Source organism: Promicromonospora sukumoe 327MFSha3.1 (genome assembly GCF_000385135.1).
In the GTDB taxonomy this organism is placed as follows: Bacteria; Actinomycetota; Actinomycetes; order Actinomycetales; family Cellulomonadaceae; genus Promicromonospora; species Promicromonospora sukumoe_B.
Genome location: NZ_ARQM01000010.1, coordinates 1,416,478 through 1,432,688, shown reverse-complemented (window position 1 = coordinate 1,432,688; position 16,211 = coordinate 1,416,478). Strand labels below are relative to the sequence as shown.

Annotated in this window: 16 protein-coding genes; 5 read left to right on the top strand and 11 right to left on the bottom strand. The window is 74.0% G+C overall.

The window, feature by feature from the left end; genetic code table 11:
• The first annotated feature begins 33 nt into the window (after positions 1–33).
• Positions 34–624: a TetR/AcrR family transcriptional regulator gene (locus H291_RS29440; protein ID WP_020014877.1), complete on the top strand. Its 591-nt coding sequence runs from the start codon at positions 34–36 to the stop codon at positions 622–624.
• Here the strand turns inward: H291_RS29440 and H291_RS0110105 are convergent.
• A complete protein-coding gene (locus H291_RS0110105; protein ID WP_020014876.1) occupies positions 621–1,166 on the bottom strand; it encodes a DUF2127 domain-containing protein in 546 nt (181 codons plus the stop codon). The two genes, H291_RS29440 and H291_RS0110105, sit on opposite strands and share 4 nt — an antisense overlap.
• Before the next feature lie 79 nt (positions 1,167–1,245).
• Positions 1,246–1,677 carry a DUF4383 domain-containing protein gene (locus H291_RS0110100; RefSeq protein WP_020014875.1) on the bottom strand — a complete coding sequence of 144 codons (432 nt, stop codon included), beginning with the start codon at positions 1,675–1,677 and terminating at the stop codon, positions 1,246–1,248.
• 162 nt (positions 1,678–1,839) lie between these two features.
• Here H291_RS0110100 and H291_RS0110095 point away from each other — a divergent pair, with 162 nt between their 5' ends.
• A complete protein-coding gene (locus H291_RS0110095) occupies positions 1,840–2,019 on the top strand; it encodes a CsbD family protein (protein WP_020014874.1) in 180 nt (59 codons plus the stop codon).
• 25 nt (positions 2,020–2,044) lie between these two features.
• Here the strand turns inward: H291_RS0110095 and H291_RS0110090 are convergent, their stop codons facing one another.
• From H291_RS0110090 to H291_RS29430, 9 genes are all read right to left on the bottom strand, one after another.
• Positions 2,045–2,701, bottom strand: coding sequence for a response regulator (locus H291_RS0110090; protein ID WP_020014873.1), 657 nt, complete (start codon positions 2,699–2,701; stop codon positions 2,045–2,047).
• Positions 2,698–3,675 (bottom strand): sensor histidine kinase, encoded by a 978-nt coding sequence (locus H291_RS0110085; protein WP_020014872.1) that lies wholly within the window; start codon positions 3,673–3,675, stop codon positions 2,698–2,700. Before H291_RS0110085 ends, H291_RS0110090 begins: the two co-directional genes overlap by 4 nt.
• A complete protein-coding gene (locus tag H291_RS29435; RefSeq protein WP_020014871.1) occupies positions 3,672–5,123 on the bottom strand; it encodes a serine hydrolase domain-containing protein in 1,452 nt (483 codons plus the stop codon). Before H291_RS29435 ends, H291_RS0110085 begins: the two co-directional genes overlap by 4 nt.
• Before the next feature lie 69 nt (positions 5,124–5,192).
• Positions 5,193–6,623, bottom strand: a complete 1,431-nt coding sequence (locus tag H291_RS0110075) for a mannitol dehydrogenase family protein (protein WP_033325867.1) — start codon at positions 6,621–6,623, stop codon at positions 5,193–5,195.
• Positions 6,624–6,625: 2 nt separating this feature from the next.
• The gene (locus H291_RS0110070) at positions 6,626–7,444 is read right to left on the bottom strand and encodes a carbohydrate ABC transporter permease (protein ID WP_020014869.1); all 819 of its coding nucleotides are present in this window, start codon (positions 7,442–7,444) and stop codon (positions 6,626–6,628) included.
• A complete protein-coding gene (locus H291_RS0110065) occupies positions 7,441–8,385 on the bottom strand; it encodes a carbohydrate ABC transporter permease (RefSeq protein WP_020014868.1) in 945 nt (314 codons plus the stop codon). Before H291_RS0110065 ends, H291_RS0110070 begins: the two co-directional genes overlap by 4 nt.
• Positions 8,386–8,466: 81 nt before the next feature.
• On the bottom strand, positions 8,467–9,843 hold the full coding sequence (locus H291_RS0110060) for an ABC transporter substrate-binding protein (RefSeq protein ID WP_020014867.1): 1,377 nt from the start codon (positions 9,841–9,843) through the stop codon (positions 8,467–8,469).
• A 323-nt stretch (positions 9,844–10,166) separates the two neighbouring features.
• Positions 10,167–11,015 (bottom strand): DeoR/GlpR family DNA-binding transcription regulator, encoded by an 849-nt coding sequence (locus H291_RS0110055; protein ID WP_084467894.1) that lies wholly within the window; start codon positions 11,013–11,015, stop codon positions 10,167–10,169.
• 42 nt (positions 11,016–11,057) lie between these two features.
• Complete coding sequence (locus H291_RS29430; protein WP_020014865.1) at positions 11,058–12,452, bottom strand: aminotransferase class I/II-fold pyridoxal phosphate-dependent enzyme; 1,395 nt, start codon at positions 12,450–12,452, stop codon at positions 11,058–11,060.
• Positions 12,453–12,619: 167 nt separating this feature from the next.
• Here H291_RS29430 and H291_RS0110045 point away from each other — a divergent pair, with 167 nt between their 5' ends.
• From H291_RS0110045 to H291_RS0110035, 3 genes are read left to right on the top strand one after another with little or no spacing between them, the layout of a single operon-like run.
• Positions 12,620–14,056: an amidase gene (locus tag H291_RS0110045; RefSeq protein WP_232216061.1), complete on the top strand. Its 1,437-nt coding sequence runs from the start codon at positions 12,620–12,622 to the stop codon at positions 14,054–14,056.
• On the top strand, positions 14,053–15,168 hold the full coding sequence (locus H291_RS0110040; protein WP_020014863.1) for an ABC transporter substrate-binding protein: 1,116 nt from the start codon (positions 14,053–14,055) through the stop codon (positions 15,166–15,168). Before H291_RS0110045 ends, H291_RS0110040 begins: the two co-directional genes overlap by 4 nt.
• Positions 15,168–16,211: an ABC transporter ATP-binding protein gene (locus H291_RS0110035; RefSeq protein WP_020014862.1), complete on the top strand. Its 1,044-nt coding sequence runs from the start codon at positions 15,168–15,170 to the stop codon at positions 16,209–16,211. The genes H291_RS0110040 and H291_RS0110035 overlap by 1 nt, the downstream gene beginning before the upstream one ends.

Genomic DNA, 16,211 nt, shown 5'->3' with positions numbered 1-16,211 from the left:
GTCCCGCACGCCGCCTCCCGTTACCCTCGGCGCATGGCGGTCGAACGAGCAGTCGAGCGGACCGGCGAACCGACCCGGCGCGACGCGGCGCGCAACCGCGAGCTCCTCGTGGCGGCCGCCCGCCGCGCCTTCGCGCGCCAGGGGCCGGACGTGCCGCTGGAGGAGATCGCGAGCGAGGCCGGCGTCAGCCGCACCACGCTGCACCGCCACTTCGCGCACCGGGAGGCGCTCGCCTCGGCCGTGCTGGAGCACAACGTCGCCGACATCGAGGCCCGCGCCGCCACCCTGTCCGACGCCGACGACGGCGCCGAGCGGCTGTTCCACCACCTGCTGGACGTGCAGTTCGAGGTCCCGTGGCTCGGGCGCGTCGTGGCGGACGGCCGCGTCCCCGGCACCGCCGACCTCGGCGAGCGGACGGCGGCGGCCCTCGCGCCGCTGCTCGAGCGGGCCCGAGCGCAGGGCCGCGTGCACCCCGGCGTCACCACCGAGGACGTGCTGCTCACCCTGCCCATGGTGATGGCCGTCCAGGCCGCCACGGCGGCTGGCGGCGCGCCGTCTCGGGTGGGCATCACGCGCGCCGTCCTGCACCGCGGCCTGTTCACCACCGCGCCGCCCGCGGGCTAGGCGTCGGCGCGCGGGAACCAGCCGTGCACCACGCTGCGCCACGCCTCGTGGAAGGACCGCCCGATGCGCCACTCGTGCCAGGTCAGCGCCAGGATCGCGGCGTCGAGCAGCACCAGCGCCACGACGCCGATGCCGGGGCTGAGCACGAGCTGCCCGAGCTGGACGGCCAGGAGCACGCTCAGCGCGCCGACGGCCCACGGGTACACCCGGGTCGAGCCCGCCAGGAGCGCGGCGACGATCGCCACCTTGACCACGCCGTGCAGCAGCAGGAACAGCCCGCCCGCGACGGCGGCCCCGTGGTCCAGCCCGGCGGCCTGGTTCAGCAATAGGTTGGCCACCAGGTCGTGCGGGTCCTCGCGCAGCTCCTCGGCGACGGCGGCGCGGGTCAGCGCGAGGATCCGGTCCTGGTGCAGCACGAGCAGCGCGGTCCCGGCCACCAGCTCGACCAGGCCGTCCAGGCCCTTGAGCAGCACGCCCAGCACGAACGCGGTCTCGACCAGCAGCCGACGCCGCCCGCCGCCTCCCGCCGCCGGTGCGCCCATGGGTCACCACTCTGGTACCGGCGACGGCGCCCGGCCAATCGGCCGGGCGCCGTCTCCTTCAGCAGGAGGACCTGTGAACCTAGTACGACGACGTCGCGGCCTTCCGCTGCGGCCAGAGCGCGATGGCCAGGCCGGCCAGGACGCTCAGGGCGTGCAGCCCGTTGTCGGCCGCGTTGATGTTCAGGACGTTGATGTCCGGGTTGCCCACGGCGAACAGGCCGTAGACGAACGCGGCGCCGTAGCCGGCCACGAGCAGCCAGCCGAACGTGCGCGCCCGGCCGAGCGTGGACGACAGGCTCACGCCGACGATCCCGATCAGCAGGTGCACGATGTTGTGCAGCGGGTTGATGGCGAACCCGAGCAGCGTCTGGCTGTGGTCGTGCTCGGCGAACCCGCTGAACCCCGTCACGAGGAACCCCGCGGCTCCGACGAGCAGGTAGACCGCGCCGATGATGAGGGCGAGCCACTGGGACACCCCGCGCGTACGCGTCGGGGACATGGACTGGGTCATGGCTTTTCTCCGTTCTGTTCGGCGTGTGCCTCACCGACGGTTCGGAGCGACGTCATGTCCGGATGGGTCCGGTTTCGGGAGGCGGTACCCCGCTCCCGTGGCGAGTCCCGCACGCCCGGGTGAAGGTGATCGGGCACGTTCACCGACCGAAGGAGAGACGTCATGGGCATCGACGACAAGCTCAAGAACGCCGCCGAGGACGCCGCCGGCAAGGCCAAGGAGGCCGCCGGCAAGGTCACCGACAACGAGTCGCTGGAGGCCGAGGGCCAGGCCGACCAGACCAAGGCCTCGCTCAAGAAGGCCGGCGAGAACGTCAAGGACGCCTTCAAGAACGAGGAGTGATCCGGGCCAAGGCCTGACGGAGCGCTCAGCCGTCCTCGACGAGCCCCGCCTCGTGGGCGAGGATCGCCGCCTGCACCCGGTTGCGGACCCCGAGCCGCGTCAGGATCGCGCTCACGTGCGCCTTGACCGTCCCCTCGGACAGGTGCAGGCGCGTCGCGACGGCCTGGTTGGCCAGTCCCTGGCCGACCAGGCCGAGCACCTCGGTCTCGCGCGGGGTCAGCACGCCCACCCGCTCGGCTGCCGTGCGCCGCCGGGCGGGCTGCCCCGTGCGGAACCGCGTGATCATCCGGTGCGCGATGCGCGGGGACAGGTACGCCGCTCCCCCGGCCACCGCGCGCACGGCGATGATCAGCTCGCGCGGGTCGGCGGCCTTGAGCAGGAACCCGACCGCGCCCTCGTCCATCGCGCGCGTGACGTAGTCGTCCTCGTCGAACGTGGTCAGCACCACCACCGCGACCTCCGGGACGGCGCGCCGGAGCTCGGCGGCCGCGTCGAGCCCGTCCATCGTGGGCATCCGGATGTCCAGCAGCACGACGTCGGGGCGGTGCAGCCGGGCGAGCTCGACCGCCTCCGCGCCGTCCCCGGCCTCGGCGACGACCTCGATCTCCGGGTCGCTGCCGAGGATCGCCGCGACGCCGACCCGCAGCATGGCGTCGTCGTCGGCCAGCAGGACCCTGATCACGACTCCTCCCCCGCGGCCGGGATGCGGGCGCGCACGGCGAAGCCCTCGCCCGTGGGACCGGCGGCGAACGTGCCGCCCACGACCCGCACGCGCTCGGCGAGACCGAGGAGGCCGCTACCGCGGCTCGCCGGGACCGGCTGCGCGGCACCGCCGTCGTTCGCCACCTCGACCTGGACCGTCCCGTCCTCCCGGAGCACGCGGACGGTCACCGCCGCGCCCGGCGCGTGCCGGGCCGCGTTGGTCAGGGCCTCCTGCACCACCCGGTGCGCGGCCTGCTCGGCCAGGCTCCCCGCCGACGGCGCCTCCGGCCCGCCCTCCAGCCGCACGTCCAGCCCGGCCGACGCCGCCCGCGTGACCAGGGCCGCGATCGTCTCGTCCGGCGGCGCGAGCGGGCCGCCGTCCGCGCCGTCCCGGAGCGCGCCCAGCACGGCGCGCAGCCGGTCGGTGGCCTCCACGGCGGTCTCGCGGATCCCGGCGACCGCCGCACGGTCCCCGGCGCGGTCGGCGGGCGCCAGGCCCGGGGAGACCTCCAGGGCGCCGGCGCGCACCGCGATGAGCGCGAGGTCGTGACCGACGAGGTCGTGCAGCTCGGTCGCGATCCGGGTCCGCTCCTCGGCGCGGGCGCTCCGGGCGACCAGCCGGGCGAGCTCGGCCTGCTGCCGCCGGTTGCGGCCGGCCAGCCACGGCGCGACCACGAACAGGGCCAGCAGCATCGCACCCGTGGCGGCCGTGCCGAAATCCACCAGCAGCAGCGCCGCGGTCAGCACCGCCGCGCCGGCCAGCACCCACTTGGCGCCGCGGGCCCGCAGGCGCCGGCCGTGCAGGTACGCGAGCGAGGCGAGCACCGGGAACACGAGCTGGCGCCAGAGCGGGAGGTCGTCGGCGCCGACGCTGTTCAGGAGCGCCAGCAGGACCAGGGCCGCCAGACCGATGCCGCCGGCCACGTCGGCGCGGTGCGGGCGGCGGTCGGTCACGTCGGCGACCCTACCGGGCGGCGTCGGGCCAGGTGCCCGATCCGCACCCCCAGCACGCCGAGGCCCGCCAGCGCCGCGACCAGCAGCGTCAGCACCACCGGCAGCGCGAAGTAGGCCAGCGAGGACCACGGGAACGTCCGGCCGCCGCTGAGGGCGCCCGCGAGCGCCGGCAGGTACGCGAGCAGCAGGGCGGGGAGCAGGAGCCAGGCCAGCCGGAGCCCGGTACGCCACCGCGCGCGGCCCGCCTGCCGGGTGGCCCAGCGCGGTGCGCGCCGGACGCCCACGACGCCGAGCGCGGCGGAGGCGAGCAGCAGGGCGCCGAGCACCAGGTCGGCGGTGCGCGTGCCATCAGCGGCGTCGGGGGTCTCGCCGCGGGTCAGCGCGACGAGCCCGTCCAGGGCGGTGCGGGTCACATCGGTGAGGCCGGCGCCGTTGGTCATGACGGCGATGCCGTACCCGGTCGCCGGGTCGATCCACTCGACGGCGCGGTAGGTCATGACGAAGCCGGAGTGCCAGGCGGTGCCGTCGTCCTCGGTGTGCCAGCCCAGGCCGTAGGGGCCGACGGCGGACGGCGTGTGGGCGGCGTCGAGCGTGGCGGGCGCGACGAGCCGGGGACCGTTCCCGGTCTGGGCGATCAGCCAGCGCCCCAGGTCGTCGGCGGTGGTGATGACGCCGGCGCTGCCGGTGTCGTCGAACCACGCGGGCTCCTGGCGCGGCACCCACGCGCCGAACAGCGAGGTGTAGCCGTCGGCGGGCCGCACGACGTCGTCGCGGGTGGCGGTGCCCGTCATGCCGAGCGGCTGGAGCACCCGCTCGGCCAGGAAGTCGCCGAACGGCTGCCCCGAGGCCACCTCGACGAGGCGGGCGGCGACGTCGAAGTTCACGTTGCAGTAGTGGTAGGCCGTGCCGGGGTCGGTGGCCAGGGCGTCGTCGTGCAGGCGGGCGACGTAGTCGGTCCGGGACGTGGCCTCGGCGAGGTCGGCGACGTCGACCGTGGTGTCGGAGAACCCGGAGGTCTGGTCGAGGAGCTGCCGGACGGTGATCTCGTCGACGCGGGGGTCGGCCAGCTCCAGCTCGGGGAGCTGGCGGGTGACCGGGGCGTCGAGGTCGATCGCGCCGTCCTCCGCCAGGACCAGCACGGCCATGGCGGTGAACGACTTGCTGACGGACGCGATCCGCATCGGGGTCTGCGCGGTGACCGGGGCGCCGGTGGAGTCGTGGCCGTACCCGGCGGCGTGGACCACCCGGTCGCCGTGCGTCACCACGGCGGACAGGCCGGGCACCCCCGAGGCCTCGTGGAGGTCGACGAGGTAGGCGTCGATCGCCTCGGGGGTGGGTCCGGCTGCGGATGCCACGGATGCCGCGGCGGCGGGGCCGGCGCCCGCCGCCGCGAGGCCGAGCGTGAGCAGCGCGGCGGCGAGATGCCTGGTCAGGGGTGTCTTCTCCATGTGCCGCACGCTATGGAGCACCGCGGCCCCGGCACATCGGTCAGGTTGCCGGAGCACCCCTGACGAAAGTCATAGCCCGGCCAGCGTCGCGCGCGCCCCCGCCCGGTGCAGGGAGTCGAGCGCGTCGAGGTACGGCTCGACGAAGCGCGGCTCCTGGACGAGCGAGCCGAACAATGCGGGGGCGCGCAGGAACGCCAGCGGGTCGGCGCGCTGGGACCGGGCCAGCGGGACCAGCCGGTCCGCGAGCCGGTCGACCACCTCGATCGGCTCGCCCCGCTCGTCGACCCCCTCGGCGTACCGCGCCCAGCTCGCCACGACCGCCGCCGACAGCGTGACCTCGCCGCCTGTGCGGAGCTGCTCGCGCACCAGCGGCACGAGGAACTTGGGGATGCGGTCCGACGTCTCGGCGCCGAGCCGGGCAAGCGTGTCGCGGACGGCGGGGTTGCCGAACCGCTCGATCAGCGTCGCCTTGTACTCCTCCAGGTCGACGCCGGGCACCGGCGCCAGGGTCGGCGTCGCCTCACGGTCCATGAACCCGCGCACGAACCGCGCCAGGTCCGGGTCGGCCATCGCCTCGTGGGCGTACTCGTACCCGGCCAGGCGGCCGAAGTACGCCATGGCCTGGTGGCTGGCGTTCAGGAGCCGCAGCTTCATCAGCTCGTACGGCTCGACGTCGGCGACGAGCTGCACGCCCGCGTCCTCCAGCGGCGGCCGGCCGAGCGGGAACCGGTCCTCCAGCACCCACTGGAAGAACGGCTCGGCCACCACGGGCCAGCGGTCCTGGACGCCGAACCGCTCGGCCACCAGGGCCCGGTCCGCCTCGGTGGTGACGGGCGTGATGCGGTCGACCATCGAGCTGGGGAACGCGACGGCGTCGTGCACCCACCGGCCCAGCTCCGGGTCGCGCAGCCCGGCGAAGGCCGCGAAGACGGCGCGCGCCATCTCGCCGTTGCCCTGCACGTTGTCGCAGGACATCACGGTGAACGGCGGCAGGCCGCGCGCCCTGCGCCGGGCCAGGGCCTCGACCACGTAACCGAACACGGTGGCCGGGACGGCCCCGGGCCGGGCGTCGGCGACGACGTCGGGCGCGCTCGCGTCGAACGCGCCGGTGACCTGGTTGAAGTTGTAGCCGCCCTCGGTGATGGTGAGCGACACGATGCGGGTGTCCGGGTGGGCCATGCGCTCCAGCACGGCCTCCGGGTCGTCGGGCGCGAACAGGTACTCCACGATGCTGCCGACCACCCGGGCGTCGAGGTCGCCGTCGGCGTGCTTGGTCACCAGCGTGTACAGGCCGTCCTGCGGCAGCAGGGCGTCGCGCATCGCCGCGTCGCCGGGCAGCAGGCCCACACCGCAGATGCCCCAGTCGCGGGCCTCGCCGCGGCGCAGCAGCTCGTCGACCGCGAGCGCCTGGTGCGCGCGGTGGAACCCGCCGACGCCGAGGTGCACGATGCCGACGCGGATGCCGGTGCGGTCGTACGGCGGGGCGGCGAGGTCGAGCATCGTCACTTGATCGCTCCCATCGCGAGGCCGCGGACGAGCTGCTTCTGCGCGATCCAGCCGGCGAGCACCACGGGCACGATGGCGACGGTGGCGGCGGCGGACAGGACGGCGAGGAACTGGCCGCGGCCGTCCACGAAGCTGGTCAGGAACGGCGGGGTGGGCCGGGCCACCTGGGCGGTGAGCAGGTTGGCGAGGAAGAACTCGTTCCACGCGAAGATGAAGCAGATCAGGCCGGCTGCGGCGACGCCGGGCAGCACGATGGGCAGCACCACGCGGAAGATCTCGGTGCCGAGGCGGGCGCCGTCGAGCTGGGCGGCCTCGATGACCTCGCGCGGCACCTCGGCGAGGAACGAGCGCATCATCCAGACGGCGATGGGCAGGTTGACACCCACGTAGAGGATGGTCAGCCAGGTGATGTTGTCGAGCCCGCCGACGGACTGCAACAGCAGGTAGACGGGGATGATCGAGGCCGCCACCGGCATGAAGCGGGTCGAGATGAAGAAGAACAGGGCGTCGCGCACGTTGGTCACGGGCCGGATGCTCAGGGCGTAGGCGGCGGGGATCGCCAGGGCGAGCACGAGGAGCGTGGACCCGAGGCTCGCGCTGAACGAGTTGATCAGGTACGGCAGCATGTCGCGGTCGAAGACGGCGCCGAACCGGTCGAGCGTGAGGTCGGGCGCGAACGTGGGCGGCGACGTCGCGGCCTGGTGCTCGGGCTTGAACGCGGTGAACACCATCCAGGCCACGGGGAAGAAGAACATGAGCACGAGCACCCACGTGACCGCGGTGATCAGGGCCCCTCTCAGGCGCGAGGAGGTCATCGGTCGATCCCTTCCTTGGAGAAGACCTTGAACAGGGTCCGCAGGGCGACGGAGGCGACGACGATGGTGACGAGCACGGTCATCACGCCGTACGCGGCGGCCTCGCCGACCTCCAGGCCCACGAACGCCCGCTCGTAGAGCAGGTAGGACAGCGTCTTGGTGCCGCCGGTGCCGCGGGTCATGATGGCGATCGGGTCGAAGACCTGCAGCAGCATGATCGAGGCGAGCAGCACGGCGATCTCGACGTACTGCCGCAGGTGCGGCAGCGTAATCTCGCCGAACGTGCGCAGCGCGCCGGCGCCGTCGACGGCGGCGGCCTCCAGCACGTCCTTGTCCTGGGCCTGCAGCCCGGCCAGCAGGATGAGCATGACGAACGGCGTGTACTGCCAGGTCAGCACCAGGATGATGGTGAGCATCGGCAGCTCGGTGTTCCACGCGACGGGCGGCAGGCCCACCAGCCCGAGGCCCCAGTTGGCCATGCCGGTGGCGGCGTCGAGGATCGACCACTTCCAGATCAAGGCCGCGGCGGCGGGCATGACCAGGAACGGCGTGATCATCAGGGTGCGGGCCACGCCGCGGCCCACGAACTTCCGGTCGAGCAGCACGGCGAACAGCATGCCGAGCAGCGTGGAGGCCACCACGGCGCTGCCGGTCACGGCGACGGTCGCGCCCAGCGAGGACAGGAACGAGCCGTCGCGCAGGACGCTCACGTAGTTGTCCAGGCCCGCGAACCCGCGGTCGCCGGGGCGCAGCATGTTCCAGCTCTGCAGCGAGTAGTAGATGGTCAGCAGGAACGGGATCTGGGTGAGCACGATCGAGGTGGCCAGCGCGGGCCACAGCAGGGCGCGTGAGACGGCCAGGCGGCCTCGGCGCCCCGAGTCCCCGGCCGGCGCGGCGCCCGAGGGCCGCCGCCGGGTCGGGCTGGTCATGAGTGCGGTCATTTCTGGCCCTCCTGGGCACCAGGCCCCGCACGACGGCGGGGCTGGGTGCGGGGAGCTCTCGCTCCCCGCACCCGGTTCCGGCTACTTCTGGGCGTCGCCCGCGTCCTGGGCGAGGTCCTGGGCGCGGTCGAGCACGGGGCCCAGCTCGCTGCGGCCGGCGAAGACGTCGGCGAGGTCCTGCGAGACCTGGTTGCCGAGGTCCTGGAACTCCGGGATGGTCACGTACTGGATGCCGGTCCACGACTGCGGCGCCACACCCGGCTGCTCCGGGTCCACGGCGAGCATGATGTCCCGCGTGATGGGCGCGAACGCGGCCGCGGCCTCCTCGTACTCGGGGATCTCGTACGTGGAGTTGCGGGCGCCCGGGGGCACCCGGCTCCAGCCGAGCTCCGTGCCGACGAGCTGGTGGTACTCCTTGCTGGTGGCCCACTTCACGAACTCGACCGCGGCGTCGCGGTTCTGCGTGGTCTCGGGGATCGCGAGGTTCCACGACCAGAGCCAGCCGGACTCCTCGGTCTCGACGACGGGCGCGTGCGCGTAGCCCATCTTGCCCGCGACCTGCGACGACTCGGGGTCCTCCAGCAGGCCGGCGGCGACGGTGGCGTCCACCCACATCGCGGAGCGGCCCTGGCTGACGTTGTTCAGGCACTCGGTGAACCCGGTCGAGACCGGGTCGGCCTCGCCGGCGTCCGCGACCAGGTCCACGTAGAACTGGACGGCCTCCTCGAACTCGGGCTGGTCCACCTGCGCGTTCCACTCGGCGTCGTACCAGGCACCGCCGAACGTGTTCACCACCGTGGTCAGGGGCGCGAAGACCTCGCCCCAGCCGGGCTTGCCGCGCAGGCAGATTCCGTCGACGTCGTCCGAGTTCACCTCGCGGGCGATGTCGGCGACCTCCTGCCAGGTCGGGTGCTCGGGCATGGTCACGCCCGCCTCGTCGAGCAGCTCCTTGTTGTACATGAGCATCGAGGACTCACCGTAGAACGGGACGGCGTACAGGGAGTCGTCGACCGTCAGGGCGTTCTTGACGGGCTCGAACAGGTCGTCGACGTCGTAGTCCGCGTCGGACTCCAGGTCGCCGCTCAGGTCCGTGAGCCAGCCGTTCTGCGCCCAGATCGGCACCTCGTAGGAGCCGACCGTGACGATGTCGTACTGCCCGCCGTCGGTGGCGACGTCCTTGGTGACGGCATCCCGGAGGTCGTTCTCCTCCATCTGGATGAAGTTCACCGTGATGTCCGGGTGGTCCTCCTCGAAGGCGGACTTGAGCTCCTCCATGTCCTTCATCTGGGGGTTGTTGACGGTGGCGAGCGTGAGCTCGACCGGGCCGCCGTCGGACCCGGCGGCGCCGCTGTTCCCGCCGCCCCCCGCCCCGGCGCAGGCGGTCAGCGTCAGTGCGAGCGCCACGGCCGCGATGCCGGCGGGCGCGGCCTGACGGCGCGCAGTTCTCGTGAGCTTCATTGCTTCGACCCTTCTGGTCACGTCTGGTCACGTCGTCGTGAGGTGCACATCGTGGGCCGGGCCGTCAGGGGGGTCAACGAGCCCGTCCGGAAACGTTCACGGGGTCTGTGGAATCGCACAGACCTGCCGCTTCCGGGTGCCCGACGACGGGGTACCCCGGGGCGCGTCCGGGCCCGCCAGGCCACGCGCAGGGCCGGGTTCTGGCGGGTTTCCGCCCTGCGCGGCGGCCGGAAACCGCATCCCGCACCGGGCACCAACTGCTGAGCGCAGGGGACCGATCGGTCAGGCCGCGGTCGCTCCGGGACGGGCAGCAGCCCGAGGAATCAGACCTGGACGATCTCCGCGCCGGCCGCGTGGAACGCGCGGGCCCGGGCCGCGCCGAGCTGCGTGCCGGTGATCATCGCCTCGAAGTCGTCCAGGCCGGCGAACCGCACGAAGCTCGTGACGCCGAACTTGTGGTGCGCCCCGATGAAGATCCGGCGCCGGCTCACCTCGATCGCGGCGGCCTTGACGCTCGCGACGACGGGGTCGGGCGTCGTCAGGCCGTCCTCGACGGTCACGCCGTTCGCGCCGATCAGTCCGAGGTCGAGGCGGAACGTGCGCAGCATGTCCACGGCGGCGCCGTCCACCACGCCCAGGGTCTTGCCGCGCACCCGGCCGCCGATGATGATCACCTGCACGTTCGGCCGCGCCGACAGCTCGGTGGCTACCGGCAGAGAGGACGTGACCACGGTCAGCTCGCGGTCCTGCGGCAGGGCCCGCGCCGCGAGCAGCGGCTGGAAGCCCTCGTCCACGAAGATGGTGCGCGCCTCCCCCAGGCGCCGGGCGACCTCGGCGGCGATCCGCGCCTTCTCCTCCGGGAAGCTCTGCCAGCGCTGCGACAGCGCCGTCTCGAACGAGCTGGTCTCCACCGGGAACGCCAGCCCGTAGCTGCGCCGGATCAGGCCCTGCGCCTCCAGCTTGCGCAGCTCACGACGCACGGTCTCCTGCGAGACGGCGAGCATGCGCGCGGACTCGCTGACCTCGATGCGGCCGCGCCGGCGCACCAGCGCCAGCAGCTCCTTGGACCGCGGGCTCTGCGGGTCGGCCGCCACCGAGGGCGCGTCGGAATCCGGTGTCGCCTCGGGTGTCGCGGCGTGCACCGTCGCCCTGTCTCCCGTCGTCGGGCCCACGGCCCAGAGTCTGCCGGGAACGACCGGATTTCGGAAGGCACTTCACCCGGCGAGCAGCGCACCCCGTGCGGCGCCCGCCAGGGCCTCGGCCAGCTCCTCGACCCGCTCCGGGTCGGCCGGGATCTGGGGCGTGGCCACGCGTAGCCACGCGGGGCGCGGCGGCGTGACGAACGTGCGTGACGACGGCGTCAGCACGATGCCGCGCGCGCCGAGCTCCACGAGGGCCTCGTCCTCGTTCTCGGCGCGCAGCCACACGACCAGGCCGCCCGGCGGCGTCGCCGTGCGCACGTCGCGGGCCGCGAGCGCCCGCGCGAGGTCGCGGCCGCGGTCGGCGTACCAGCGGCCGGAGTCGGCCACGAGGGTGCCGACACTGGGCGTGGCCAGCAGGTAGGCGAGCGCGTTCTGCAGGATGCGGCTCTGCGCGAGGATGCCGTGGCTGCGCAGGCGCCGGACGCCGAGCACCACGTCGCGGGCGCCGCCGACGACGGTGGTGCGCAGGTCCAGGCCGAACGCGCGGCAGAACGAGGTGATCCGCACGACGCGCCCGGGCAGGAGCTCGCCGAGGCTCGGCGGGCGCACGGGGGCCAGCGGCCCGAGCACGTCCTCCTCCAGCACCCACGCGTCGGGGGTGTGCTCGGTCAGGACTGCGGCAAGCTCGGCCAGGCGCGCCGTGGTGACGCCGCCCTCCAGGGAGAACTCCCCGCCGGGCTGGTAGACGAACGTCCGGGCGCCCGCGGCGAGCGCGCGCTCCAACGCGTCGGGCAGCGGGCCGGCCGCGTCGGAGGCGACGCCGACCACCTCGAAGCCGACGGAGCGCAGGTTGCCGATGGTCCCGGAGACGGCGGGCTCCTGGACGGCGATCAGGCCGCCGGGCGCGGTGGCGGCCTCGGCGGTGAGCAGCGTGGCCTCGCCGGCGCCGCTGACGGTGACCCACTCGGCGGCGTCGAACGGCCAGTCCTGGCGCACGGCGTCGAGCAGGGCCGGGGTGATCGCCTCGCGGCGCAGGGAGTTGGTCTGGGGCTCGCGCAGGCTGTGCGCAAAGGCCTCCAGCAGGTCGGGCAGCCGGTCGGTCGTGGGGTGCGCCGAGGAGAGGTCCACGGAGGACCAGCCGGCGAACACCGGCGCCTCGCCCGCGCGCGGCCAGGTGGGCGCGCCCGTCGGGCCGGACACGATGGTGCCGCCGCGGCGGCGCGTGGTCACCAGGCCGCGGTCGACCAGCAGCGACCAGGTGCCGGCCACGGTGGAGCGGCCCAGCCCGGAGGCGTGGGCGACCTCCTCGATGGTGGGCAGCCGGGTGCCGGGTGCCAGCACGCCCTGCTCGATCCACTCGGTGAGCTGCTCGGCGAGCGCCGGGCCGGACACCCCGCGCACCGAGGCGATCAGGTCGGTCGGCGTGGCCGGGGTGGTCCCGGCGGCGGCGGGTCCTGTGGTCGTCATCGCCCCTCGTTGCTCGTTCGGTGGCTGGTTCGCGGCCTGCCCGGAAGATCCCGGGCTCTTATCATCCAGATGTATATCCGCCACTCGCACCTTAGTCTCATCAGGCGGACGGCGGGGACATCGGCTTGGAGCGATCGGCTCGCCGTGGTTAACGTCTACCCGTGATCATGAATCTTCCATCACATATGGGTGTGGTGGACACGGCCGACCGGGTCCGCACCGGCCGCGAGAGCGCGCGCTCCGTCGCCGAGCGCGCCCTCGCCCGGGCGGACGCCGTCGACCCGGCCGTGCGGTCGCTCGTCTGGCGGGACGACGCCGCCACGCTCGCCGCCGCGGACGCCGTGGACCGGGCGCTGGCCGCCGGCGCCGACCTGCCGCCGTTCGCCGGCGTGCCGATCACGATCAAGGACACCTTCGCCGTCGCCGGCCAGCCCTGGACCCGCGGCTCCCTCGCGATCGACGACACCCCCGCGACCACCACCGACCTGCTGCCCGCGGCTGCGCTCGCCGCCGGGTTCGTGCAGCTCGGGCGCGCGGCCACGCCGGAGCTCGCCATGACGACGTCGTGCGAGAGCCCGCGCTCCGGCGTCACGCACAACCCGTGGGACCTGGACCGCTCCCCCGGCGGGTCGAGCGGCGGGTCCGCCGCGGCCGTGGCCGCCGGGATCGTCCCGGTCGCCCTGGCGAGCGACGGCGGCGGCTCGCTGCGCGTCCCGGCGGCGTTCTGCGGCCTGGTGGGTCTCAAGCCCGGCCGCGGCCTGCTCCCCCAGCGCGTGCAGGGCTGGGAGGGCGGCGCCACCGAGGGCGTGGTGACCCGCACCGTGCGCGACACCGCCGCCGTCGTGACGCACCTGGCCGCACCCGACCCGCTCGCGTGGTCGCGCGGCCCGGCCGCACCCGACTTCCTCGCGACGCTCGACGACGCGCCCCGCCTGCTGCGGGTCGGCCTGCTCACGCACTCCTGGGACCCGCGCATCCACGTCGACGCCGCGTGCGTCGCCGCGGTGGAGGACGTCGCCGACGTGCTCCGCGGCCACGGGCACACGGTCGTCGCGCTCGACGCCCACGAGGGCGGTGCCGAGCTCATGGACCTGTACCCGGGCGTCGTCATCCCGGCATGGCTGCAGCAGACGCCGCTGGACCACCCCGAGCGCCTGCAGCCGTACATCCGGCGGGTCATGGACCAGGCGGACGCGCTCGGCGCGGCGGGCTACGTGCGCGGCGCCGTCCGGATGCGCGCCCTGGCCCGCACCGTCACCGAGTCGCTGTTCGGCGCCGCCGACGTCGTCCTGACCCCGACGACGGCGACGCGCGTGCCCGCGAACGGCGTCGTCCTGGACGAGCTCACCCGGCAGGCGCCGTCGCGCGAGTCGGTCGTCTACGAGCGCACGCTCGCGTTCACCACCGTCCCGAGCGTGCTCGGCACGCCCGCCCTGACCCTGCCCACCCACCTGGACGACGACGGCCTGCCGCTCGGCACCCAGCTCGTCGCGCCCCAGGGCGGCGAGGGGCTCCTCCTGCGGCTCGGCCAGGTCCTGGAACGGCACTACGCCTGGGACCACCGCCTGCCGCCCCACCACCCCGAAGGAACGAGACAACGATGACCTCCCGCTCCACGCGCCGGACCACCCGGCCCCTGACCCGCACGCTCGCCGTGACCACGGCCCTCACGCTGACCGGCGCGCTCGCCGCCTGCTCGGCCGGGGGCGACGACGCGTCCGGCGACGGGTCCGGCGAGACCCTCAAGGTCGCGGTGTACGCCGGGTCCTGGGGCGAGTCGTTCGCCAAGGCCTTCGTCGAGCCGTTCGAGGAGGAGACGGGCGCCACCGTCGAGCTGGTGCCCGGCGGCCCCGCCGACTGGCTCACCGCCCTGCGCTCCACCAAGGGCGGCACGCCCGCGTACGACGTCGTCGCGTTCACGCCCAACGTCATCCCGAGCGCCGTCTCCGCCGGCGTCGTCGCCGAGCTCGACACCGCGCAGATCGAGCAGTTCGACCAGCTCAACGAGGTGCTCGCCGAGCAGAGCAACGTGGGCGGCACCCAGTACGGCCTGCCCCTGACCGTGGGCTCCACGGGCATCGCGTACCGCACCGACAAGGTGGACGAGCCGCCGACCGACTGGTCCGACCTGCTCGACCCGGCCTACTGCGGCCACGTCGCCGTATCGCCCCTGACCTTCAACACGGGCGTCGAGTTCCTCGCGGGCCTGATCAACGAGGCCGGCGGCTCCATCACCGACCCGGACGACGTCGACGCCGCGTTCGAGCAGCTCGAGACCCTCAAGGACTGCGCCTCGACGTTCCCCGCCGACGGCACCAGCGTCGAGACCGCGCTCTCCAACGGCGACGCGTGGGTCGCGGCGCACTGGGACGGCCGCGCGTTCGTGCAGCAGAACGCGGGCGAGCCCATCGGGTTCGCCTACCCGGCGTCGGGCTCCGTGGGCGCCCTGACCTCCCTGTTCGTCACCGAGGGCACCGAGCAGGAGGAGCTGGCGTACACGTTCCTCGACTACGTGGCCTCCAGCGAGTACCAGCCCGTGTTCTCCGAGGGCACCTGGTACGCCGCCTCCAACGACCAGAACGAGTACCCCGCGCAGTTCGACGGGCAGATCACCAGCGGCCAGGGCGCGTACGACGACTTCGTCTGGGTCGACTACGAGACCATCACCCCGCAGCTGCCCGACCTGCAGGCGCGCTGGCAGGAGATCTTCGGCTGATGACCGCCACACAGGGCCGCGTGGAGATCCGCGGGCTCAGCGTCGGGTACGGCGGCGAACCCGTGCTGGAGCTCGACGAGCTGACCATCGAGGCGGGCGAGTTCCTGTCCGTGCTCGGCCCGTCGGGCTGCGGCAAGTCCACGCTGCTGTCCGTGCTCGCCGGGTTCGTCACACCGACCACGGGGACGGTCCTGATCGACGGGGAGGACGTCACCGACGTGGCGCCCAACCGCCGCGAGACGGGGCTCGTCTTCCAGAGCTACGCGCTGTTCCCGCACATGACGGTGCGGCGCAACCTGGAGTACGGGCTGCGCACGCGCCGCGTGGCGAAGGCCGAGCGGGACGAGCGCGTGCGCGACGCCCTGAGGCTGGTCGACCTCGCGGACTTCGCCGACCGCTACCCGCAGCAGCTCTCCGGCGGCCAGCAGCAGCGCGTCGCCATCGCCCGCGCGCTGGTCACCCGGCCGCGCGTGCTGCTGCTCGACGAGCCGCTGTCCAACCTCGACGCCAAGCTGCGCCGCCAGATGCGGCACGAGCTGCGCGAGCTGCAGCGCGAGGTCGGCACCACCACCGTGTTCGTCACGCACGACCAGGCCGAGGCGCTCGCGCTGTCCGACCGGGTCGCGCTGCTCGCGCACGGCGACCTGGAGCAGCTCGGCACCCCCGAGGAGCTGTACCGCACGCCGCGCACCCGGTTCGCCGCCGACTTCGTCGGCGCCGCCAACCTCCTTCCGGTGCACGACGGCGACGGCGGGCCGACGGTGCTGGGGCGGCCGGTGCGGCTCGCCGGGTCCGGGTTCGCCGGGGCCACCGTCGCGCTGCGGCCCGAGCACGTGCGGGTCGTCGAGGCGGATGGCGACGCCGCGCCCGCGACCGTGCTGTCCGTCGGGTTCGCGGGCGAGCGCTACGAGTACCGGCTGCGCACGGAGGACGGCACCGAGCTGCTCGCCAGCCCCGCCGACGGCGGACGGCGGTTCGCCGAGGACGAGCCCGTGGGCCTGACCTGGGCCGACGACGCCCTGCTGCCCCTCGGGGCGGCCTGA